The organism is Kribbella sp. NPDC020701 (assembly GCF_055562215.1).
Window position 1 is genome coordinate 1 of sequence record NZ_JBVHFT010000035.1, and the last position, 21151, is coordinate 21151.

28 protein-coding genes are annotated in these 21151 nt (G+C 66.9%); 11 read left to right on the plus strand and 17 right to left on the minus strand.

Going from position 1 to position 21151, the window contains the following annotated elements; all coding sequences use genetic code 11:
- Positions 1–748: 748 nt before the first annotated feature.
- The 4 genes from ACZ3HV_RS42985 to ACZ3HV_RS43000 all read right to left on the minus strand — a co-directional run bounded on the left by ACZ3HV_RS42985 (position 749) and on the right by ACZ3HV_RS43000 (position 3069).
- Complete coding sequence (locus tag ACZ3HV_RS42985; RefSeq protein WP_465693571.1) at positions 749–2059, minus strand: serine hydrolase domain-containing protein; 1311 nt, start codon at positions 2057–2059, stop codon at positions 749–751.
- Between the two features lie 79 nt (positions 2060–2138).
- Positions 2139–2366, minus strand: coding sequence for a hypothetical protein (locus ACZ3HV_RS42990; RefSeq protein ID WP_360380735.1), 228 nt, complete (start codon positions 2364–2366; stop codon positions 2139–2141).
- A gap of 72 nt (positions 2367–2438) precedes the next feature.
- Positions 2439–2642 (minus strand): KTSC domain-containing protein, encoded by a 204-nt coding sequence (locus ACZ3HV_RS42995; RefSeq protein ID WP_360380737.1) that lies wholly within the window; start codon positions 2640–2642, stop codon positions 2439–2441.
- A gap of 73 nt (positions 2643–2715) precedes the next feature.
- A complete protein-coding gene (locus ACZ3HV_RS43000) occupies positions 2716–3069 on the minus strand; it encodes a helix-turn-helix domain-containing protein (protein ID WP_465693572.1) in 354 nt (117 codons plus the stop codon).
- 141 nt (positions 3070–3210) lie between these two features.
- Here ACZ3HV_RS43000 and ACZ3HV_RS43005 point away from each other — a divergent pair, with 141 nt between their 5' ends.
- Positions 3211–3504 (plus strand): hypothetical protein, encoded by a 294-nt coding sequence (locus tag ACZ3HV_RS43005; RefSeq protein WP_465693573.1) that lies wholly within the window; start codon positions 3211–3213, stop codon positions 3502–3504.
- Positions 3505–3563: 59 nt separating this feature from the next.
- Here ACZ3HV_RS43005 and ACZ3HV_RS43010 read toward each other — a convergent pair whose 3' ends face one another.
- A complete protein-coding gene (locus tag ACZ3HV_RS43010; RefSeq protein WP_465693575.1) occupies positions 3564–4487 on the minus strand; it encodes a hypothetical protein in 924 nt (307 codons plus the stop codon).
- Positions 4488–4733: 246 nt separating this feature from the next.
- Positions 4734–5363: a hypothetical protein gene (locus ACZ3HV_RS43015; protein WP_465693576.1), complete on the minus strand. Its 630-nt coding sequence runs from the start codon at positions 5361–5363 to the stop codon at positions 4734–4736.
- A gap of 200 nt (positions 5364–5563) precedes the next feature.
- Here ACZ3HV_RS43015 and ACZ3HV_RS43020 point away from each other — a divergent pair, with 200 nt between their 5' ends.
- Positions 5564–6388: an aldo/keto reductase gene (locus ACZ3HV_RS43020; RefSeq protein ID WP_465693577.1), complete on the plus strand. Its 825-nt coding sequence runs from the start codon at positions 5564–5566 to the stop codon at positions 6386–6388.
- A 93-nt stretch (positions 6389–6481) separates the two neighbouring features.
- Here the strand turns inward: ACZ3HV_RS43020 and ACZ3HV_RS43025 are convergent, their stop codons facing one another.
- The gene (locus tag ACZ3HV_RS43025; protein ID WP_465693578.1) at positions 6482–7261 is read right to left on the minus strand and encodes an AfsR/SARP family transcriptional regulator; all 780 of its coding nucleotides are present in this window, start codon (positions 7259–7261) and stop codon (positions 6482–6484) included.
- 150 nt (positions 7262–7411) lie between these two features.
- Positions 7412–7639 (minus strand): hypothetical protein, encoded by a 228-nt coding sequence (locus ACZ3HV_RS43030; RefSeq protein ID WP_360380754.1) that lies wholly within the window; start codon positions 7637–7639, stop codon positions 7412–7414.
- Positions 7640–7864: 225 nt separating this feature from the next.
- Between ACZ3HV_RS43030 and ACZ3HV_RS43035 the strand changes: the two genes are divergently transcribed.
- The 5 genes from ACZ3HV_RS43035 to ACZ3HV_RS43055 all read left to right on the plus strand — a co-directional run bounded on the left by ACZ3HV_RS43035 (position 7865) and on the right by ACZ3HV_RS43055 (position 11793).
- Positions 7865–8056 carry a hypothetical protein gene (locus tag ACZ3HV_RS43035; protein WP_328519545.1) on the plus strand — a complete coding sequence of 64 codons (192 nt, stop codon included), beginning with the start codon at positions 7865–7867 and terminating at the stop codon, positions 8054–8056.
- A gap of 71 nt (positions 8057–8127) precedes the next feature.
- Positions 8128–8325: a hypothetical protein gene (locus ACZ3HV_RS43040; protein WP_360380757.1), complete on the plus strand. Its 198-nt coding sequence runs from the start codon at positions 8128–8130 to the stop codon at positions 8323–8325.
- 63 nt (positions 8326–8388) lie between these two features.
- Positions 8389–10710: a MinD/ParA family ATP-binding protein gene (locus tag ACZ3HV_RS43045; RefSeq protein ID WP_465693580.1), complete on the plus strand. Its 2322-nt coding sequence runs from the start codon at positions 8389–8391 to the stop codon at positions 10708–10710.
- A complete protein-coding gene (locus tag ACZ3HV_RS43050) occupies positions 10707–11393 on the plus strand; it encodes a hypothetical protein (protein WP_465693582.1) in 687 nt (228 codons plus the stop codon). Before ACZ3HV_RS43045 ends, ACZ3HV_RS43050 begins: the two co-directional genes overlap by 4 nt.
- Before the next feature lie 13 nt (positions 11394–11406).
- A complete protein-coding gene (locus tag ACZ3HV_RS43055; RefSeq protein ID WP_465693584.1) occupies positions 11407–11793 on the plus strand; it encodes a hypothetical protein in 387 nt (128 codons plus the stop codon).
- 23 nt (positions 11794–11816) lie between these two features.
- Here the strand turns inward: ACZ3HV_RS43055 and ACZ3HV_RS43060 are convergent, their stop codons facing one another.
- Positions 11817–13817, minus strand: coding sequence for a glycoside hydrolase family 3 protein (locus ACZ3HV_RS43060; protein ID WP_465693585.1), 2001 nt, complete (start codon positions 13815–13817; stop codon positions 11817–11819).
- A gap of 119 nt (positions 13818–13936) precedes the next feature.
- Complete coding sequence (locus tag ACZ3HV_RS43065; protein ID WP_465693587.1) at positions 13937–14575, minus strand: class I SAM-dependent methyltransferase; 639 nt, start codon at positions 14573–14575, stop codon at positions 13937–13939.
- A 250-nt stretch (positions 14576–14825) separates the two neighbouring features.
- Between ACZ3HV_RS43065 and ACZ3HV_RS43070 the strand changes: the two genes are divergently transcribed.
- The 3 genes from ACZ3HV_RS43070 to ACZ3HV_RS43080 all read left to right on the plus strand — a co-directional run bounded on the left by ACZ3HV_RS43070 (position 14826) and on the right by ACZ3HV_RS43080 (position 16136).
- Positions 14826–15038 carry a hypothetical protein gene (locus tag ACZ3HV_RS43070; protein WP_465693588.1) on the plus strand — a complete coding sequence of 71 codons (213 nt, stop codon included), beginning with the start codon at positions 14826–14828 and terminating at the stop codon, positions 15036–15038.
- Positions 15035–15559 (plus strand): cation:proton antiporter, encoded by a 525-nt coding sequence (locus tag ACZ3HV_RS43075; RefSeq protein WP_465693590.1) that lies wholly within the window; start codon positions 15035–15037, stop codon positions 15557–15559. The genes ACZ3HV_RS43070 and ACZ3HV_RS43075 overlap by 4 nt, the downstream gene beginning before the upstream one ends.
- A gap of 142 nt (positions 15560–15701) precedes the next feature.
- On the plus strand, positions 15702–16136 hold the full coding sequence (locus tag ACZ3HV_RS43080; RefSeq protein WP_465693591.1) for a DUF1931 family protein: 435 nt from the start codon (positions 15702–15704) through the stop codon (positions 16134–16136).
- A 17-nt stretch (positions 16137–16153) separates the two neighbouring features.
- Here ACZ3HV_RS43080 and ACZ3HV_RS43085 read toward each other — a convergent pair whose 3' ends face one another.
- The 6 genes from ACZ3HV_RS43085 to ACZ3HV_RS43110 form a co-directional block, all read right to left on the minus strand.
- A complete protein-coding gene (locus ACZ3HV_RS43085) occupies positions 16154–16570 on the minus strand; it encodes a DUF2267 domain-containing protein (RefSeq protein WP_465693592.1) in 417 nt (138 codons plus the stop codon).
- A 148-nt stretch (positions 16571–16718) separates the two neighbouring features.
- On the minus strand, positions 16719–17480 hold the full coding sequence (locus ACZ3HV_RS43090) for a sigma-70 family RNA polymerase sigma factor (protein ID WP_465693594.1): 762 nt from the start codon (positions 17478–17480) through the stop codon (positions 16719–16721).
- 133 nt (positions 17481–17613) lie between these two features.
- Positions 17614–18000, minus strand: coding sequence for a hypothetical protein (locus ACZ3HV_RS43095; RefSeq protein ID WP_465693595.1), 387 nt, complete (start codon positions 17998–18000; stop codon positions 17614–17616).
- Positions 18000–18653: a hypothetical protein gene (locus ACZ3HV_RS43100; RefSeq protein ID WP_465693597.1), complete on the minus strand. Its 654-nt coding sequence runs from the start codon at positions 18651–18653 to the stop codon at positions 18000–18002. The genes ACZ3HV_RS43095 and ACZ3HV_RS43100 overlap by 1 nt, the downstream gene beginning before the upstream one ends.
- Positions 18654–18679: 26 nt before the next feature.
- Entirely contained in the window at positions 18680–19123 is a 444-nt protein-coding gene (locus tag ACZ3HV_RS43105; RefSeq protein WP_465693598.1) for an Hsp20/alpha crystallin family protein, read from the minus strand.
- A 216-nt stretch (positions 19124–19339) separates the two neighbouring features.
- Positions 19340–20203 (minus strand): GAF and ANTAR domain-containing protein, encoded by an 864-nt coding sequence (locus tag ACZ3HV_RS43110; RefSeq protein ID WP_465693599.1) that lies wholly within the window; start codon positions 20201–20203, stop codon positions 19340–19342.
- A gap of 506 nt (positions 20204–20709) precedes the next feature.
- Here ACZ3HV_RS43110 and ACZ3HV_RS43115 point away from each other — a divergent pair.
- On the plus strand, positions 20710–20967 hold the full coding sequence (locus tag ACZ3HV_RS43115) for a hypothetical protein (protein WP_465693600.1): 258 nt from the start codon (positions 20710–20712) through the stop codon (positions 20965–20967).
- 28 nt (positions 20968–20995) lie between these two features.
- Here ACZ3HV_RS43115 and ACZ3HV_RS43120 read toward each other — a convergent pair whose 3' ends face one another.
- Positions 20996–21139, minus strand: coding sequence for a GPGG-motif small membrane protein (locus ACZ3HV_RS43120; protein ID WP_329477912.1), 144 nt, complete (start codon positions 21137–21139; stop codon positions 20996–20998).
- Positions 21140–21151 lie beyond the last annotated feature (12 nt).

A 21151-nucleotide genomic window follows, 5' to 3' on the forward strand; every position in this document is an offset into this window, starting at 1 on the left:
AAGGCCCTGGCAGATCATCATCCGAAGCCCATGTACGGGGTTAATGCTTATTTCGGCATTGACTTTCGGCACGCTGTTGAGTTCTCAAGAATCGGACGCACACCGCGCTTCAGACTTTCGCTTGAAGCTCCGGGGCAACTCGCCCAACTTTACTGTTTCGTCCGGGGCCGGTCAAATCGGCCTCTTTCGTCCCAGTCCCCCTGCGCGACTCAGTGACCGAAAACCCGCCGAGGCGTGTTTCGGCTACCTTGTCCTTCAGGGAGTTTGTCGGAGCTGCCGGCCGCTTTCGCGTCCCGCGCCTCGCTCCAACAAGAAGAACATTACTGACATTCGCGGTGAAGATGCAAATCGGGGTTCCGGACCCTGTCCGGGCTCCCTGCAGACCACCTTCGGAACCGGTGAGCCGGCGCCGACGCGAAGCAGTGATCGTCCCTCTGGTCACAGCACTCACTCGCGTCTCCGCGAGCGACACTCCCATCATCCCGCACCACTCAAGCGGTTTTCACGAGCGATCCGCAGCCCGTGCGGTCCCGCCCCATACGAGATCCCGTGCACGACGTCGTACCGGAACCCGGCACTGAGCGTCGTACGTCGATTGACGAAGTGGGAGCAGTCGACTGGCTCCCACTTGTCACGTCCTGCACCGCCCAGCAGACGCCTCTCGGCGAGTGGCCGCTCGTAGCGGCTTAGGTTGGGGCCCGGGGTCTTGAACCGAGCGGCATGAGGTGTAACCCAGCGACCCCCGCACCTATTCCCGGGTGCAGTCGAGCTCCGCACCCTCCTGGTGGAAGACGAGTCCCCCCTCGCGCACCTCGAGCTCGGTGCCAGTGCCCACCGCCAACCGCGTCGCCGACCGCGCCATGAACCGCAGCGGTGGCTGACCGTCGAACGTCACCTCCAGGCCGCTTCCCCGCCGCTCGACCGTGAACGCCATCCTGCCGTCCAAGCGGTACGCGCCGACCAGCTCAGCCAGCACGTCGTCAGTCGGCAGGTCAGGGAGCTCGACGTCCTGGGGGTATCCCTCCCAGCCGTACGCCGACGCGATCGCGGCGAACGCCCGCGTTACCACCCACGCACCGTTGTCGCCGTTGGTCATCACGACGGCGCCTTGTCCCGTGTCTCGATACGCCAGCAGGTGACAGCGGAACCCCGCGTTGCCGCCACTGTGCCCGAAGCGCTGGCCACTGTCATCGAGGAAGAATCCAAGTCCCAGATGACCCAGCCCACCGATCCGCTGGCTTGCGGCGATCTGAGACGTCAGCATCTCTCGGGCTAGCTCGGGCGACAGGAGTGCGTCGGCCGTCCCTGCGTACGTCCGCTGGACACCGATGGCCAACCTGGCGAGGTCCGTCGGCGTTGTCCACAGCCCTGCGGCGGCCAGCTCCGGATAGACGTGCCACCTGCCGTCGAGCGGGCAACCGAGTTCGTCATGCGCGGTCGCAGCTCTCGCGTGGAGTTCTGGTGGCAGCGGCTGCGCGTAGTCGCTGTCAGACATGCCGAATGGTTCCAGCACGAGCTCACGGACCAGCTCGCGGAACGGCCTGCCTGTCACGTCCTCGAGCAGCTGCTGCATGACGATCGTTCCGCCGCCGGCGTACCTGAACTGCGTCCCGGGGACGAGGTCGACACGGACGCCGAAGGTGTTCGTCGGGCGCACGCCGTCAAGGATCTGCACCGTTGTCGGCACCGCAGCATCGGCGCGATAGCCAGGGAACCCATGCACCGTCAGCCCAGCGCTGTGGCTGGCCAACTGCCGCAATGTCACGACCGGTTGCCATGCGCCCGTCGGTGGGACCTGCCAGGACGTGAGCTTCCGGTTCACGTCCTCGTCGAGGTCGAGCACTCCGCGATCGACCAGCCTGAGCATGGCGAGTACGGCGATCGGCTTGCTGATCGAGGCCGCCTGGAACAACGTGTCCGGAGTGACGGCCGCAGACCCGCCAGCCTCCACCAACCCAGCCGACCCGATCTGGTTGATCTCACCGTTCTCGATCACCGCCCAGCTCGCGCCGGGCACGGTAAACCTCTCGAGATCCGCCTCGATCCCTTTGCGTAGCACGTCTATGTCCCTCCCTCGGCTCGGTGGCCCGGAGCCTCAGGAGGGACAGTACGGCGGACATGGTTCGCCGCGAGAGCGATTACCTCGACGGCTCAGGCGCGTTGCAGTCGATCTTCGGATTGGCACCGATGTAGTTGAGTGGGCCGGCGACGATCGTGACCAGCGTCGTGCCCACCTTGGCGCAGGTCGCGTCGGATCCCGCGAAGTAGTTCCGCTGCGTAGCGGCCGCTAGACCGATGAGCAGCCAGATGACGACAACGATCGTGATGGCGCGGGAACGAGTCGTAGAGGCTCTACGAGTGCGCATCTCCACCTCCTGGTTGGGCGCACCCCCGTGTGGACCGTCCCAGCCGGTGCCCGCCGGAGTCCCGGAAGAAACTCACACCTCGCGAAACTCGTAGTACGGCTTGATGTGCTTGTTGATGTAGGCGCCGATGCTCGGCGCGGCGAGCAGGGCCGCATAGGTCGGCTGCGGGACCTCGTCGTACTGGTAGATGTAGCCGTTGACGTACTCGAGCTCAAGCGTGCCGTCGGACCAGCCGACCGATCGCACACTCGACGATTTCACCGGGCGTCGCCTCATCCCCAGCTCCTTTCGGTACGTCGTGCTGCGCCGCCCAGTGTGCACCCGCGATCACCCAGTGTGCACCCGGCGATCAGTGCGCCGGTGATCGCTCCGGGCCATCGGACTCCAGGCGCGCGAGGGCACGGGCCAGGTCGCCGAGCGCCGCGTTGAGCTGGCTCAGAACCGCATGATCGACGGGTAATCGGGTTTGATCGAGGCCTAGGTTGGCCGCGAACCTGACTTGGGCGTCGGGCGGCGCCTGACTGAGTGAGGTGTCGAGCGCGTCCTGAAGATGCGGGCTGGGCACCATCTCCGGACGCTCGCGCCACTTGGTGACGGTGCGTGGCGAGACGCCGAGGCGGTCCGCGAACGCCTCGTTGGTCAACCGCAGCGCCGTACGCAAGGCGTGTGCGTGCCGGCCGGTCCATTCGTCGATGACTGTCATCGCTGTCGCTCCTTGCGTCTGTCGGCTACTCCCTGCAATGAGAATATGGCGATCGGTGACCGTCGGTGGGCAGAATTTCTGCCCTGTGGATACCGGTTGAGTTCCTGGTGAGGCCGACGAACCACGGGTTGACTGCTGCCCATGGACGAGATCAGCGGTCGAACCGCGACGCTGCCGCGGACCCCGCGACGGCGTCACCTGAAAGTCGCGAACAAGTCCGGGCCACGCTGCTTCCAGCTGGTCCGTCATGTCGACGTCTCCGGCATCAGCGGTACGGGCGTCGTCGCGGAGGGAGTCGAGTGGTCCGACGGGACGATCGCCCTGCACTGGGGCGGGCGATATCCGACGACCACAGTCTGGCCCGATGGTGTCGACGCTCTCCTCAGCATCCACGGGCACAACGGCGCGACCACCATCCGATGGCTGGACGAGTGACCATGCGCACCCGAACTCGGTGGGGCGGGCCCTCCCTGCAGCCGGCCCGCCTCACCGGCCTACTCCGAAAAGAACTGCTCTCGGTATTCCCCGCGAGCGTCCTTGGTCTCCGACCCAGCCTTGGTCCCGTCTGCCTCGGCGAGCTCGTCGACCGCGGCGCTGAAGGCGAGCTCAGCGCGAGTCGACTTGGGGCCTTCGATCGCTTCCGCGGACGAACGTCGTACCGGGAGATCGTTGGCGGCGGCGGACAGCTCGGAGAGGGTGTCGAGCAGGCCGAGCGCGGTCTCGACCTCGCCGGGGTGATTGACGAGCCACCAGACCGCGGCCGACCCAGGCGTGGCGAAGACGTCATCCTTCAAGTAGGCGCGTTTGTCCTGCTCCATCCGGCGTTCGAGCAGAGTCGTCTGCTCCCGGCGGTGCAGGGCGGCGAGGTGCTGGAGGTGCTTCTGGTCCGCATCCGGCAGCCGGAGCCGCACTTCGGTGGCCCAGCTGCGCACCTGCCCCTTCTCGTCGAGCGCGGGTTCGCCGAGGAGCGCGGCCAGGCGGTGCTGGTTGAGCGACTCCTCAGTGACCTGCTGCCTCGCGGTCAGTCCGCGAGCGCGCTCGATCAAGGCATCGACAGCGACCGCGCCGAGGTCAGCGTGCCGCGAGCCGGACAAGACCGTCGACCACTGCACCACCGCCGAGAAGCTGAACTGGAAGTCCGGCGAAGCAGACGGCAGCCGGACGTCGGCGACCGTGCGTGTCGGCGGCCCGGAGAACACAGGCTCCCGATCCGGCAGTACGACGGATGGCGCCGGTGCCGGCTTGGTCAGGACGGGACGGGGTTCGTCAGGCTGCTTCCAGACCACGGCCAGCAGCACGAGCAACACCACCGTCAGCACGACCGCGGCCCATCCCGGCAAGCCGACGATGAGCGACACGACGTACAGGACCAGGACAATCGCGGCAGCCGTCAGGAGGGAGTTCCGGTGAAGCTTCATGGCGGCATTCCTTCACCACGTCGAGCGGACATCAGCAGATCGGCCAATGCGAACCGGACGGCCTCCCCGTCCGGACACCATCCAGGTCACCGGCAACCCAGACCACAGACTGCGCCGCGCGACGAGCCCACGAAAAGTCTCACATGCCTAACCCAAAGTAGCCGCCACACGCGTGTCGGCTCTCAGCCCGCGGACGGCACCCGGCCGGTCGCACTCCATGCGGCCGGGCGCCGACCGCGGGATGGGTCACCCGGTGAGGGAGCGGAGGGCTCGGCGGGACGGGGTGAGGAGGACGGGTCTGTAGGGGCAGCGGGCGTCGGTCAGCGTTTCGTAGGCGCGAATGGCTCGGTTGGCGGCATCCCAGCCTTGTTCGGCGGGGGTGCGGCCGAGGCCGCGGTTGCGGACCAGAGCGCCGTAGAACGCCGAGCAGAAAACCGTCGCCTCGTACCAGCCGATGACGGTGCTGGTGCCGATGTAGGTGATGTCGTCCTGGAGGCAGTCGCGAATGGCGCGTTGCCACTTGCCGATACCGGTCTTGCAGCCGTCGGCGATGACGACACCGCTGGCGATTCCCCACTGCCGATCCAGGAACCATTCGGCCAGCGAGCGCAGGGAGACCTGGGTCTTGCCGTCGGTCGACAGGAAGGAGGGCTCCTCGCTGTGGTCACCGTGTGCCATCACGTGCAGGACCGTCGAAGGGGTGGTGAGGGCCGAGAAGGCGGTCTCGTGGTCGCGGGTGCGGACGAAGTTCACGTCGATCACGGGCTGGTCCCAGCCGGCGTTGATGTTCCCGGTGATGCCCTGGACGAAGGTCATCGACGCGTCGAAGGAGTTGTCCAGACCGAGATCCACCAGAGTGATCAGCCGATTCTTCATTCGCCCATCCCTCCCACGTGTTCCGAGCCCCGGGGAACCATGATGAACCACGGATCCGACAGTTCGCGCCCCTGTCCACTAAAGCTGAGATCGCCGGTCCGGACCGTACGTCGTACGCCGGGATCGGGCCGCCCTGGCGGCGGGCGCGGACCGTGATCGACGTACGGTGGCCGGGCAGCGGCTGCCGAAGGAGGAGACGGATGAGCCAGGTTCCGACGATCACTCTGAGTCACGGCGCAATGATGCCGCGGGTCGGGTTGGGGACGTCCCCGATGAACGACGCGGATGCCGAGCGGGCGGTCAGTGTGGCGCTCGAGCTCGGGTATCGGCTGGTCGACACGGCCGAGAACTACCGGAACGAGGTCGGCGTCGGGCGGGCGCTGCGAGGTCTGCCTCGGGACGAGGTATTCGTGACGTCGAAGTTCAACGCGCGGTGGCACAGCCTCGAGGGTCCGCGGGTCGCATTCGAGGCGAGCGCGGAGAAGCTCGGCGTCGAGTACATCGATCTGCTGCTGATCCACTGGCCGAATCCGGCGCAGGACCGGTACGTCGACGCGTGGCGCGGGCTGCTCGCACTGCGGGAAGCGGGGCTGGTGCGGGCGATCGGTACGTCGAACTTCAAGCCGACGCATCTGCAGCGGTTGATCGACGAGACCGGTGCTGCGCCGGAGGTGAACCAGGTTCAGCTGAGTCCGGTGTGGGCGAAGGCGGCCGAGCGGGAGTTCCATGCGGAACACGGGATCGTGACCGAGGCGTGGAGTCCGCTCGGAAAGGGGACCGAATTGCTGAGCCATCCGACGCTGCAGGACATCGCCAAGGCACACGGACGGACGCCGGGCCAGGTCGTCCTGCGGTGGGAGACGCAGCAAGGTGTGGTGCCGATCCCGAAGTCGGCCGACCCCGGACGCCTCGAGGAGAACCTGGCAGTCTTCGACTTCGACCTGACCGACGCCGACTTGTCCGCGCTGTCAGCTCTCGACGGCACCGCCAAGCCCGCCGCCGACTCCGACCGCGCCGGCCACTGACAGGTCGAGCGACTGACAGGTCGAGCCACTGACAGCTCGAGCGTATGACCCAACGGCGCGGCGAACTGACGGAACCGAGCCGCCAACAAGGTTTCAGCGGGCTCGGACTGTCCTGCGGGAGGCGACGGTCAGGTAGGGGCTGACCATCTCCCGGAAGAGGTCGCTGGGTGGGAGGCCCAGTTCGCGGTCGATCATGGTCTGGAACTTCTGGTAGTGCTGGACGGCCTCGACAAGATCGCCGCTGTCCAGGTGCGTCTCGACGATCGCGCGATGCGCGCTCTCGTGGAGCGGTTCGATGCTGATCGCGGCCCGCGCCGCCTGGAGGGCCTCGTGGGTGCGCCGTTGCCGCCGGCGCCGAGTCGCGAGCGCGTCGAGGGCGCCCAGGCGCAAGTACTGCAGACGCTCACGGGCGGCCAGCACCCAGTCGTCGTACCAGCCGGGAAGCAGCTCGGAGGAGTGCAGTACGGCGATAGCGGCGTCGTCGGCTTCCGCGGTCCCGACGTCCGGGTCATCGCGGATCAGCAACTCCGCTCCGTCCAAGAACCGGTCGACATCCACAACGACCTCGTCAGCCAGAGCGAGCCACGCGTCGCCGATGTCGAGTAGCGGCGGTACGCCGACATGCCGGTGTCGCAGCCGCCACAAGATCGCACGAAGGCGCGCGGCCGCGACCTCGTCGGTGCAGTCCGCCCACAGCATCGCCGCCGCGTGAGTCCGGGCGCAGCGGCCGTTGAGGGCCAGAAGCGCAACCAGGCGCTGCGGACCGCCCGGCAGTTCGATCTGTGCTTCTGACGCGGCCCGGCCGTCGGCGGCTGTCAGGAGCCAGTCACCGAGCAGTTGAAGTCGAAGATCACACCGCGAGAATGCCCGCACCGCACGGCCTCCCCTCATGGAGGCGACGGCGCGCTTCAGGGCGAGCCTGCCCCCCGGCTGTGTTGCTCGCAGATATCCCCGCTGTGTGTGACGGCGGAACCACCAACCGCCACGCACCTCATTGCACGGTGGGGCAGGAAGCGCCGGATGTCAAGCCTGACCCGCGGTTCGGCCGGTGAACTCCTCGAGCCACGCCCGGACCTCGCGGTAGACGGCCTCCGGCGACGTCACCACCGAGGTCGTCTCGGCTTCGGCGCCGAGATCGGGCCGCTGGGTGATGCGCGCCCGGATGCCGCCCGAGCCGGCCGTCTCCCGCCAGACCCGGATGACCAAAGCCGCAGCATCCGGCACCGACCCGGACTGCGCCTGATCAGTCATGTTTCCACTCCCCCGCGGACGGACGGATCCGCTTCCTCACGCCCGCAGAAACGGACAACCGGAAGACCCACGATGAAGCAACGATCCCCGATGTACGCCGTTACGTCGACTACCCGAGTCCTGACAACGCTGTGACAACGCCGGGACAACGCTGTGACAACGCAGTGAGCACGCGACCGGGACTCCACTGGCAGTGAGCACCGAACAGGGCGGAGGGGGTGACTCATGAACGAGAAACTGACGGCGGTCGAACTCGACCTGGAGGAGATCCAGGTGCTGCCGGAGCGGGAGGCGCTGGGTTCCTACAACTGGGCGAACGTCTACGCATCCAACACGGCGGTCGCGCTGAACGCGGCGTCGTACTGGTCCGTGGCCAAGGCCGCGGCCGTACAGACGATCGTGATCAAGCAGCACTAGGGGCGAATCGGGCGTGCGGGCGGTGATGAACGATGGCGCCGTCCGCACGCAGCAGAAATGAGGGGGTTTCGATGACGGATCTCGGCAGGATCTCCCAGACGGAGGTCGCCGGCCAGTCGGCCGAGCTGCTGCCCACACGCGAGGCGCTGGCGCTGATCAACATCACCAACATCACCGCCGTCAACCTGGCGATCGCGGTGAACGCGGGGACGATCGGCTCGACCGCGGCTGCCGCCGCACTGCAGCATGTGGCTGCGTTCCAGCGCTAGTTCTGCCGGCGCACGGGACTGGCGGGGGGCCTGTGCCCCCCGCATTGCCTGGAAGCCCGCATCGTGACGGCGGCAGAAGCCGACTCGCGCGTAGTCCCGGTGCGCGGCGGCCCGAGGCCGAGCCGGGTGGCCGGCGTACGCCTGCTCGGGCGGTACGAGGGCTCCGGGTTCCGGGACGAGCGCTACCTGGTCGAGCGGTCCGACCGGCAGATGGTGCTGTTGACCCGGTTGCTCTACCTGATCGTCGAGAACGCCGATGGGCGGACGTCGACCGATCTGCTGGCCGATCGGGTGAGCCGCGCGTACGGCAACCAGCTCGATCCCGATGACCTGGTCCGCCTCATCCACGAGAAACTCGGGCCGTCCGGACTGGTCGCACTCTGGAACGGCGCGCGGGTAGGGCAACGAAAAGCCGACCCGCTGTTGGCGTTGAGTGTCCGGGGCGTGCTGCTGCCGGCCAGCGCGGTTCGCGTGATCGCACGTACCTTCGCGCCGCTGTTCCATCGCCCGATCATTCTCGCGGTCCTGGCGAGCGTGATCGCGTTCGACGTGTGGGTGGTGAGCACCCGGCCCGCCACGGCCGTGTTCGGCGCCCTGGTCGATCCCATCGGTGTGCTGGCCGTCCTGGCCCTGTTGCTGGCAGCAACACTCTTCCATGAGTTCGGCCACGCGGCCGGCTGCAGCTACGGCGGCGCCAAGCCGGGCCCGATCGGCGCGGGGATCTATCTGTGGATCCCCGCTTTCTACACGAACGTGACCAGCGCGTACCGGCTCAACCGCGCCGGCCGGCTGCGGACCGATCTGGGCGGCGTGTACTTCAACGCGGTCTTCATCGTGGCCGCGGCGGCGATGTACCTGTGGACCGGATGGGCACCCCTGCTGGCGGTGATCGCCCTGTCCCATCTGGAAATCATCCAACAACTGCTGCCAGTGGTGCGGTTCGACGGTTACTACATTCTCGGCGACTTGGCAGGTGTGCCGAACCTCTTCGGACACGTACGGCCCATCCTGCGGAGCCTCCTGCCAGGTCGCCGCAGCGATCCCGGCGTGGGGCAGCTTCGCCTCCGCACTCGGGTGGTCGTCACGGGATGGGTGCTCGTCACCGTACCCGCGTTGCTCATCGGCCTGGGAATTCTGACCTGGAACGCCCCTCGCTACGTCGCAGGCTTCTGGGATCGCTCGGGTGAGTTGTGGGCCGGTGCACGTGAGCTCATCGCTGTGGGCGAGCTCGGCGCCGCAATACTCATGCTGCTTTCACTGCTGGCTATCACCGTGCCCATCGTCGGCCTCAGCGTCGTCCTAGCCAGATCTGTACTCCACGTCGTACGGGCGGTTCGAGCCCGGCAGACCGCATCGTCGCCGGCCGAGGAGGAATCGATGGATGTCGTCAAGGGTGCCGCGGACGAGCCTCCGAGCGCGGCTGAGTTCACCGAGGACAAGATGCTCCGTCGGCGGGTACCACCGTCGCGGCACGGATGGCGTCACGGGCTGTACTACGTCTCGAGCGGCAGGATCAACGTCGGCCCCAGTCTGGCCGAGCAACGCGAGCAGGAGCGGATCGCCCGTGTCCGTACGACGTTGAGCGGTCCCCGGCGGGTGGTCACCTTGAGCCGCAAGGGCGGCGCCGGCAAGACCACGACGACTCTGATGCTCGGCCACACGCTCGCCATGCATCGCGGAGACCGCGTTGTCGCGCTCGATGCGAACCCTGACGCAGGCTCGCTCATCTATCGGGTACGGCGCGAGTCCCCCGCCACCGTGACCAACCTGCTGGGCGAGCGCGACCTCATTACCAAGTACGCCGACCTGCGCTCCTACACCTCGCAGGCACCGAGCCGGCTCGAGGTCATCGCGTCCGACGACGATCCGACCATCAGCCAGGCGCTGGGCGATCGGGACTACCGCACTGTGCTCGACCTACTCACCCAGCACTACAACCTGATCCTCGTCGACACCGGCACGGGCATCCTCGACAACGCCATCCAGGGCATCCTGCGCGAGGCCGATCAGATCGTCGTGGTGATGCCGCCGGCGCTCGACGGCGCCCGGGTCGCTGCCGGGACGCTGGACTGGCTGGACCAGCACGGGCACGCGGATCTGGTGTCATCCGCGGTCGCGGTCATCAACACGACCAGAGGCAGGTCGCGCTGGGTCCAGCTCGACGAGATCGAGAACCACTTCTCCAGTCGCTGCGCCGGTACGGTCCGCATCCCGTGGGACCCGGCGCTGGACAGCGGTGCCGCCGTCGACCTCGACGACCTGCGTTCGGGCACCCGCGACGCCTACCTGGAACTCGCCGAACTGGTCGCCGGTGGCTTCACCGCGAACCGCTGGAGTCCTGTCTCGGTGGCTGACCCGTCCCTGCCAGTCAAAGGAGTGTCATGACCATACGCCGGCGGCTCGAAGCAATCCTGGTGATCGCGTCTCTCGTCACGGGTGCGACAGGAACCGCGAGCATGCTTACGTTCCGAAGCGGCCGGGACTTCGACCTGGTCGCGTCCGCCAACCCGGGAACGCCAGGTAGTACGGACACCGACCGGACCGCCATGTTCGAACGCGCCCGGGGCAAGCGGGCTCAGGCTGACGCCGTGGCGAGCGCCACGGCCACCTGCGACTCGTGCACAGGCACCGCCGCCGCAGTACAGGTCATCTATGTGAGCAAGGCGAAGAAGGCTACGGCGGACAACCTCGCCAACGCATGGTCGAGTTGCAGCAACTGCAAGGCGACCAGTGTGTCCGTGCAGGTCGTCGTGGTCCGGCCCGGTACGACTCTCACCACTCGGAACCGCGCACTCGCGGTCAACGCCTCTTGCTCGGGCTGCACGACCGCGGCGATCGCGGTGCAGTTCGTGGTTGTCACCAGCAAGCACCGCGCGTTCTCGAACAAGGGCCGGCAGCAGCTCGAGGCGCTGGCGAGTGAACTGCAGGCCCAGCTGTCGACTCGGACCAAGGCAGCTCGACTCGCGGCGACCAAGGACAAGACCGAGCTGGCGGCTATCGATGCGCTGGTTCGAAAGGAACTGCAGCCGAGCAGCGTGAAGCCACAGTTCACCGTCAAGACCGGATAACGGGAGGTCCCCGATGTCTGTCCGCCGATGGGCGACCCTCGCGATCGCACTGCTGTTCTCGCTGGTGGTCACCGGTTGCGAACCGCCCAAGACCACACCCAGCGCCGGCGGCAAGGGGAAAACGACGACCACGACCACCACGCAGACAGGTGCCAGCGTGCGGATCACCGCGTCCAAGAAGACCTGCTGGGCGGGTCGGATCGGCGCAACGACCAAGAAGGGCTGCGGATCCGCCAGCTTCCAGGTCAAAGCCTCGAACGGCGCCTACACCGTCAACCTGCGCAAGACCAAGGGTGCCGACGGCCTCACCGTCGTACTCGTTGTCAAGGGCAAGAAGGTGGACAGCGGCCGGATCAGCAGCAGCTCGAGCGTCGTCGCGATCAGCTACGCAAGCAGCTGACCGCGACGCGCTGGGGTCAGTGGCTAGTGACCCTTGGTGCGGAGTCCCCACCCGAACGGGTACAGCGGGTGGTAGTTCGCGTCGCCGATATTGATCGGCTCCTGGTCGGCACTACGTGGCCAGCTGTGGGAGAGCTTGCCCGTGAAGGTGCGCTTCCCGAACAGCACGTCGGCTACGCCTTCGCCTTGTGAGCCAGGCAGCCAGGACGCGACCAGGGCGTCGATCGTGGCGAGCTGCGCGGGCGGGATGACCTGTGGGCGGCCGGAGACGACCAGCACCACGCACTTGGCGATCGCCCCGCACACCTTGTCGACGACCGCGCTGTCCACCGGTTGCAGATCCAGGCTCTTCGGCTCGCGCGGTACTCCGGCGTCTTCGGGATCGTAGGCCCACTGTGGACCACCGACGTCACCGAAGCCCTCCGCATAAGGAGTCTCGCCGACGACCACCACAGCCACGTCACTGCCTGCCGTCGGTGCCGAACCGTCCTTGCTGTAGGTCACCTGTGCCTGGGGAGCAACCTGCCGGATGCCGTCGAGGATCGTGTTGCCGGGCACCCGGTGCTGCCCCGACGCCCCCTGCCAGCTGAGGGTCCAGCCGCCCGTCTGGTTCCCCATGTCGTCGGCGTTGCGGCCGGCGACGTAGACCTTGGCGTTCTTCTTCAACGGCAGCAGGCCGCCGGAGTTCTTCAGCAGCACCTGTGACTTGGCGACTGCCTCACGCGCGAGCGCGCGGTGCTGAGCCGAGCCGACGTCGGCGAGATGCGTACGGTCGGTGTAAGGCTTCTCGAACAGACCGAGCTCGAACTTCTTGGTCAGGATCCGCCGTACGGCGTCGTCGATCCGCGCCTGCGACACTCGGCCGGCCCGGACCTCGTCGAGCAGCGTGGTCTCGAAGGACTGGTACGCGTTCGGCTCCATGAACATGTCGATACCAGCGTTGACCCCGGTCCGGACCTGTGTCGCCCAGTCGCCCGGGATCTGGTGGATCCCCTCCCAGTCGGAGATGACGAAACCGTCGAACCCGAGCTTGCCCTTCAGGACGTCGGTGATGAGCTCGCGGTTGGCGTGCATCTTGATCGGGTTGCCGACACCGTCCTCGGTCCAGTCGATGCTGGAGAACGACGGCATCACGGTGCCGGCGTCGTACGTGCGTACGGCGGGAACGTACGGAGCGAGGTCGAACCGGGCGAAGTCCCGGCGGTTCGTCACCGTGATGCCCTGGTCGATCGTGTAATCACCGGCCGCTGATCCGAACTCGGTGTCACCGTCACCCGCGTAGTGCTTGGCGCTGGCGAGGACCCGATCCGGGTCGGCGAGGTTCGTGCCCTGGAATCCTTCGATCGCGGACGCGAACCGGCTCACCAGCCAGGGGCTCTCCGAGAAGCTCTCGTACGTGCGACCCCACCGGGTGTCGCGAGCGACGCAGACACACGGCGCGAACGCCCACTGCGGTCCGGTGGCACGGGTCTCCTCGGCTACCACGTGCTCGATCCGCTGCACCAGCTGGGGATCCCAGGTCGACCCGAGGCCGATGTTGTGGGGGAAGACCGTCGCACCAAGCAGGTTTCCGTGGCCGTGCACGGAGTCGACGCCGTACAGGATCGGGATCTGCAGGCGGGTCTGCAAGGCAGCAGCCTGGAACCTGTCGACCATGTCCGCCCAGGCTTGCGGCGTGTTGGGGGTCGGCACCGAGCCACCGCCGGACAGTACTGAGCCGAGCCGCCAGGTGGTGACCAGCGTCGCGTCGTTCGTGACGGCGCCACGCTCGGCCTGGGTCATCTGACCGACCTTCTCCTCCAGCGTCATCCGGCGCAGCAGGTCCTCGACCCGCGTCCGGACCGGAAGTCTGGCGTTCAGGTAGGCCTGCCCGCTGTTGTGGATCAGCGTGTGGCCCGAGGCATCGACGGAGTACGGCGTCCGGTCGGGGGCGGCGTCCGAGGACGGGACGGAGACCAGTGCCAGCACCAGGACGGCGGCAACGAACGCGGCCCAGGTGCGATGAGATGAACTACTCAAACGCATGACGTTCTCCTTGGGCGAGAAAGGAGTGGAGCGCTCTCTTCGTCACCCTCCGGCGATCATCCGGTGACGTCAAGGATTCGCCGTACTTCATGCGCTGAACGGCAGGGCCAGCGCCATCTCTATTTACGGGCGATGTAGTAGGCGTTGAAGGCGTCGGCCTCGACGTGGGCGACGTCGACCGACGAGAAGCCGGCGTCGGCCAGCATCTGCCGTGCCTTCTGCTCGCCCCACACCGTTCCGAGCCCATCGCCGTCGAGGGACAGCGACACCGTCATGCAGTGCATGGTCGAGACGCCGTACAGGAAGGTGGCGAACGGGTGGTCCACGTTATCCTCCAAATTGCTGGAGGCCTGGATATCGACCATCAGGAAGACACCGCCCGGTCGCAGCGACCCCGCGATTCCGGCCAGGACCTGCGCCGGATGCGCCTGATCATGGATCGCGTCGAAGGCGGTGACGAAGTCGAACCGCTCGGTCTCCGCCAGTTCGGCGGCATCACGTACGACGAGCTGCGCGTTCTCCAATCCCAGCGCGACGGCCTCGGCCCGGCCGGCGGCGATGCCTTCGGTGGAGAAGTCGTAGCCGACGCACCGACTGCGCGGGTAGGCAGCGGCGATCAGATTGATGGCATGCCCACTCCCGCAACCGATGTCGGCGACATCAATGCCGTCCTGCAGCCGGGCAGGCAACCCGGGCACGAGCGGCAGGATCGCAGAGAGCAGCGCCGCATCGAAGACAGCACCGCTGTCCTCGGCCATTTTGAGGGCAACACATTTGCGGAGCAGTCCCTAGCCCATCCCTAGCCCGGATCTTTCGTGGGCCGACCGCACGCGGCGCCTACGGCTTCACAGCCGATGTTCGGGATTGATTCTTGCAAGGGTAGGCCCCGGAATCGGCTCACCTTCCCCGTTGCAACCGGCTGCTTCCGCAACTCCTTCAAACAGTGTCCGTAGCACCCAACGCTTGACGATCCGGTCCCGTCCATTACCCCTCAGGTCCCGGCGAAGTATGCCGATCCTGACCGCACTGCTTCTCGGCCTCGGCTGGGTGAGTGCCGCGACCAGTATGCTCGTCGCACTGGGAGCCGTCGTGGCGTCCTTCTTCGTCGCGCTGCGATTCCCGCAGGCGGTCGCGCGGACGATGTTCTCGCCGAACGACGAGGTGCTGCTGCTCCGCGTACTGGACTGGCCCTGCTCGCGGCCGGCTTCGCCCAGCAGTTGAACGCCTCGGCTGCCGTCGCGGCGTTCCTGGTCGGGCTGAGCCTGTCGGGAGAGATCGCCGAAGGTGCGTATACCTTGCTCCGGCCGCTGCGCGACCTGTTCGCGGCCGTCTTCTTCCTGTTCGTCGGACTCCGGATCGACCCCGCCACGATCCCCGATGTCGCCCTTCTCGCCGGCTTGCTCGCCGTCATCACGGCGGTCACGAAGATAGCCAGTGGCTGGTGGGCGGGCGGGCGATCCGCGCTCAGCCCGCGCGGGCGGCTGCGGGTCGGAATCGCGCTGATCCCTCGCGGCGAGTTCTCCATCGTCATCGCGGGGCTCGCCGCGACGACCAGCGTGGATGCGCGGTTCGGAGCACTGTCCGCGACCTACGTCCTCATCCTGGCCATCGCAGGACCGCTGGCAGTCCGGATGGCTGAGCTGCAGCTCACCACCTACCGCCGCAGAGCTGTCAGGTCTCTGCGAGCGCGGAGGGGCGGCGCGGTCGGATTGCCGGCTGAAGGAGAGGACCGCGAAGGCTAGGTGTCAGGGCGGCTGCTCTACACGTTTGCGTGGTGACGCGGACATCTCGTCGCGGCAACATGGCGACGGTGGCGTGGTTGCGTCGCCCACTCGGTCGTCGAGCACCCGCACCAAGAGGAGAGACGGCATGACAGTCATGGGTGTGCACAGGTTCGAGCGCTTCTTCCGCACCGCGGCGAGTCTGGACGTCGATAAGGATGACCTCAAGCGGTACAGCGACTTCGTCAGCGACAAGCTCCACGATCTCCTGGTGATCGGCCAGGGCACGGCGAAGGCGAACGGCCGGGACATCCTCCAACCGCGCGACCTGCCCATCACCAAGGGCTTGCAGCAGAGCATTCATGTGTTCCGCGAGTTAGACGAGGAGATCGAGCTGCGGCCGATCTTGGCGCAGCTGACGATATGGCCACCGCTCGACGTGACCGTCAGCGAGGAAACCGAATCCCGGTTGCCCGAAGTGGTGGGAGGGCTGAGTGTCGCACTCGCTCGCACCATCAAGGTCATCGACCCCGATGTCAAGAACCCGCAGACAGCACACTGGGCAGACGCCTTCCGCATCTTCGGCCTGCTGCTGTAGCTGTGGCACAGGACCCGCTAGGCCAGGGCGGCCGCCAGATCCCTCGGCATGCTTGACATGATGTCGTCCCATTCACCGTCGGTCACGTGGCGTCTCAGAACCTGCAGGACGGTGTGGACCAGCGGCTCCACCCCACCCTCGACCTCGTAGCGAAACTCGTGCCGCACCCGCTCCAGGAACTGCTCCTTGTTCATCTTCACCGGCACGGAGCTAGGTTTCCACCCGTCGAAGTAGATTCCGCGGACCAGCAGCGGAAGCTGAGCCGCGAGCTGAGCGGACTCGTCAACCGTCAGCCGGTCGCGCAGCGAGTGCAGAACCGCCCTCAGGGCGGCATACGACTGGTTGCGGCGTTCCTTGGGCCAACCGTAGGCCTTCTCGATGTCCTTCAGGATCCTGTTCGTCTTCTCCACCGTGGTGCTGAACGTGTTGCTCATACCCGTGATCCCTTCTGGTACTGGCCCTTCAAAGAGCCTCGGACCGGGGCGAGAACGACACATCCCCGAATCGCGCAGTCAGGAGCTGCGGATGTACTCGGCATCACTGGGGCAACGAATCTGCATCATCACAGTTGACCGCTGACCGTCAGGCGATCGCCTGTGTGGGGGTGAGTTTTGTGCGGAGATCGTCAAGGAGCTTGCGTAGTACGCGAGACACCTGCATCTGGCTCATGCCGATCTCTCTGCCGATCTCGGTCTGGGTCCAGCCCTCGACGAAGCGCAGTTCCAGGATGCGCCGCTCACGCGGCCCCAACTCCTCCAGCACTGGCTGCAGCATGTCAACCGCTTCCAACTGGTCGACCGTCCCGTCGTCCTCGGCGGCGACCAGATCGGCCAGTGTCAGATTCGCGTCCGCGTCTGACGGGCGGTCCAGGGACAGCACGTTGAAGCACCCCTTCGCGGCCATCGCCTCCTCGACCTCGTCCACCTCCAGGCCGAGGTAATCCGCGACCTCGGCCCGGGTCGGGTCGCGGTTCAGCTGTTGCTGCAACTCGGGCAGCCTGGCCATGATCGAGCCCTGCACCTCCTGCAGCCGGCGTGGGATCCGCACAGTCCACGCACAGTCGCGGAAATACCGCTTCACCTCACCGCGGATGCTCGGGATCGCGAACCCGATGAACGGCGTATCCGCGTCGAGCCGGTAGTGGTGGGCCGCGTTGACCAGGCCCAGGTAGGCGACCTGCTCGAGATCATCGGCCTCGGCGCCACGTGCGCGGAACCGGCGAGCGATCCCGCGCGCGATCTCGATGTTGAGCTCGACGACCTGATCGATCAACGCCTGCCGCTCGACGTCGTCGGACGTTCGCTCCCGGCGCCGCAGCAGTTCCTGGGTAGCGGCTTCTCGCACTGCCCGCTGTTCGGGTGTCGAGCATTGCGTCGGTACTGTCCCATCGGTCTTACCAGAAAGCATGATTGACCTCGCGACTCTCGAGTCACGGCGTGGCCACATCCCTGGACCACGGTCAAAGTGCTGGCTCGTCTCAGCTGGCGACGGCCACCAGGTTCGGCGATGACCCCGCGGCGCACGGCAGGTGTGGGGACGGGTCCAGCAGCCGGATGCACGTGCCGGTCCGGTCGGCGAACACCGCGTACCAGCCGAGCGACGACCGGACCGGGGCCATCAACCAGTCCAGCTCCGGGTGATTGCCGAAGAAGACTTCGACGTCGCCCACGTCGTACACGCCCCCGGCGCCGAGCGCGCTTTCGGCGGGATCACGGACCAGCACGATCGTCGCTACGCCGCCGCGCGGCCCGAGCATGGCCGTGTCGTCGTCGGGCCATCCGAGGGGTTCGAGCCCGAGGCTGCGGTAGTCGTCCACGCTGGCGTCCAGGTGGTCGACCGGCCGGAGTTCGAACAGCAACTTCATCAGAGTCCCTCCTCCTGGCTCTGCCGGGTCTCGCCCGGCCGTTGTGTCGTTGCTCGGCGGACCTCGTCGGCCCGGTCACCCAGCTCGGAGATCCGGTCCGCGATCTGCGGATGATCGCGGGTGAGTCGCGGGCCGGCGTCGGCCAACGGGCCGAGCAGGGCCGCGGAGTCGTTGTCGCCGAGGGCGCCGTGGATACGGTCCACGCTCTCCTGCGTGGTCCGGTCGAGCCCGTCCAACGCGGTGACCTGCCCCGCGAGCCGCCGAAGATCGGCAGCGTTGTCCCGCGCCCAAGTGGCCACAGCCCGGTCGCTCGCACGCTGGTCCCGGGCGGCCTGGACACGCTGCTCGCCGGTCATCGCGGCGCTGTCCAACTGTTGATTGATCCGCAGATACCGCCGCTCGGCCGCCTGTCTGCTGGCCACCCCGAGCGCCGGCGCCAGCTGCGCCCAGCTGGTGCCGGCGGCCCGGGCTTGGTCGATCAACCTCGGCTCCCACTCGGCCAGGTGGTCCCGCACCGCGCGGATCCGGACCAGTGCCTCGAGCAACCGGGCGGAATCGTTGCCGTCAGCATCGAGCTCGCGCAGTACGCCGGTGACGAATGCCAGCGCATCGGTCGCCTCGTCGAGTCCATCGGGCGGCTCAGCTCGGTGCATCAAGGTTCTCCTGTGTCGCGGGCCGGTCAGGCGTTGATCTGACGCGGCTCGGAATCCCCGCCGCTGATGGAGATCTTGCGCGGCTTGGCCTGTGCGGCGACGGGGATCTTCACCGTCAGTACGCCGTTCTCGTACTCCGCCGTGATCCGCTCCGTGTCGAGGGTGTCGCCGAGGAACAACTGCCGGGAAGCCACCCCGAGCGGGCGCTCGGCCACCTGCATCTCGACTCCCTCGGACACCGTCAGCGGCCGCCGCTCCGCCTTCACGGTGAGCACGTTGCGCTCAACGTCAAGATCGATGGCGTCCTGCGGAACGCCCGGCAGGTCGAAGACCACCATGTACTCGTCGCCGGCCCGATAGGCATCCATCGGCATCGGGTTCGGCCTCGACCAGGTCCCTGGCGACGAGGCACCGCTGAGTTGCTGGGTCAACCGGTCCAACTCCCGGAACGGGTCGGTGCGCATCAACATCGTTCCACCTCCAGACTGTCGACTTCGGTGTCAATACGCAGCACCGTTCTAACACGTCATCGAATGGATGACAAGCATCATCCGTCATCCATTCGATGACGTGCGCAGGGTCTCTGGGAACGCCGTGAAGGCGGTCTACGCGTTCGAGTTGCGGACGCCAGCGCCGCCGGTGAGCACCACGGGCACGGCAGCAGTTCGCCGTACGGGGGGCCGGATCTAGACGTCCGCTGTACCGTGTGCCGGGACTTGGTGGCCGTCCCGATTCGCCGCAGCGGCTTCGGTGTTCAATCGCCGGGCTTCGGTGCGGGGCAGTTTGCGTGTGTCGATCAGTTGCTGAGCTACGTCGCGCAGTTTGGTGTTGGTGTCTTGCGAGTAGCGTTTGAGGACGGTGAAGGCCCGGTCGCCGTCGAGGTCGTAGCGTTCCATCAGGATCCCCATCGCCTGTCCGACCAGTTTGCGGGCGTCGACCGCTTGCGCGAGGTTCGCCTCGTGGCGGGCGTTGGCGAGCGCGACCGAGGCGTGCCGCGCCAGTATGTGCGCGACAGCGATGTCATCGGGTCCGAAGGCGTCTGGTGCGGTGCTGTACAGGCCCAGCATCCCGACGCTGTCCGTGGCGGTGGTGAGCGGCACGTCCAGGACGGCGCGGACGCCGAGTTCGCGGACCTCCGCGGCCCATTGGGGCCAGCGCGGGTCGATGGCTGTGTCCCGTACCAAGACGTCCTGGCCGGTTCGCATCGCCTCGACGAGGGGTCCGTGTCCTGTCGCCATGGCGTGGTGGAAGATCTCGCACACCAGTGGGTGGGTTGCTGCCGGCACCTGTGGCCGTCCGCGACTGTGGAGGGCGATGCCGGCATGCGAGCAGTTCAGGGCTTGGAGCGCGAAGTCCACCACCGCATCGACGGTCTCCTCGAGCCCTTCCGCGCCATGCAACTCGACTGCCAACCGGGCGAACGCCTCGGCGGCGTCCGCGCCGACAAGGCTGATGGTCGCAATCTCGGTCTCCTGGGGCGCCTCGGTTCGAGGCCTCCGCCGACCTGTGTGATCCGTGCCACCGATCATGACACCTATCCTGCCGTCCATTCACGGTCTCCTCAACGCGGACGGTACGACCGCGTCGGGTGACATGAGTCAAGCGTCTGTCTAGGGGTTCCAGGAGTTGCCTCCACTTCCGAGCGATGCACACCGCGCTGCGAAGTACCGGACTGGTCCGTATCGGAATACGCTAAGAGTTGTGGGGCATACCGAAGGGCCCGGGCCTGGTGCGTCACTCCCCCACCCACCGCTGGGCCCTTCTCCCCGACGTCCTGCACCCAGTTGCACGCCGAACGCGTTTCCCCTTCCTGATTGGTTGTCGTCGACGAGAACGGCGATCGAATCCAGTTCGCTTCCCCGGCGGCGGCCGCGGGCCGATCACGAGTCGACCGGACCCTCGAACAACGGCGAGGACATCGTCACGAGCGCACTCGCATCGTTACCGAGAGCCATTGGTGGCGAGGACGAACGATTGTGGCGGGGTACAGGTGCTACGTCGTCGGCGGACATGTCCCTTGCCAGCCGGCGGGCCAAATAGCACGAGGGGGTTGGCGATGGACGCTCAAGATGTCGAGACCTACTGCGAGAACGGGGTCTGGAAGAACCGCCGACCCGGGTGTGAGCCGTTCTCCAGCGGCGGCCCACGGCTGCGGCAGGTCGCGATCGGGGCCGAAGTCGCCCGGTGGGCGCAAGCCCAGCACATCATCCGCGACGCCGCCGGCGCGGTCGTCGAGACCAACATCTACGGCCCGGGGCGGTTCCCGCCGATGGCTCTGTCTCGCCGGACATGCAGGTCCACGTCTGACGGATGACTGATCAGAATCCGGCCAGCGGCTGGCGTCAGGTGAAGATGCTGACGCCGCCAGGACCGACGAGGAGGCCGATGATGATCAAAGCGATACCCCAGATCAGCTGACCGCGAACGATCGAGAAGATGCCGGCGATCACCAGGATCGCCGCGATGATCCACAGAATGAGACCCACGGTAGTTCCCAT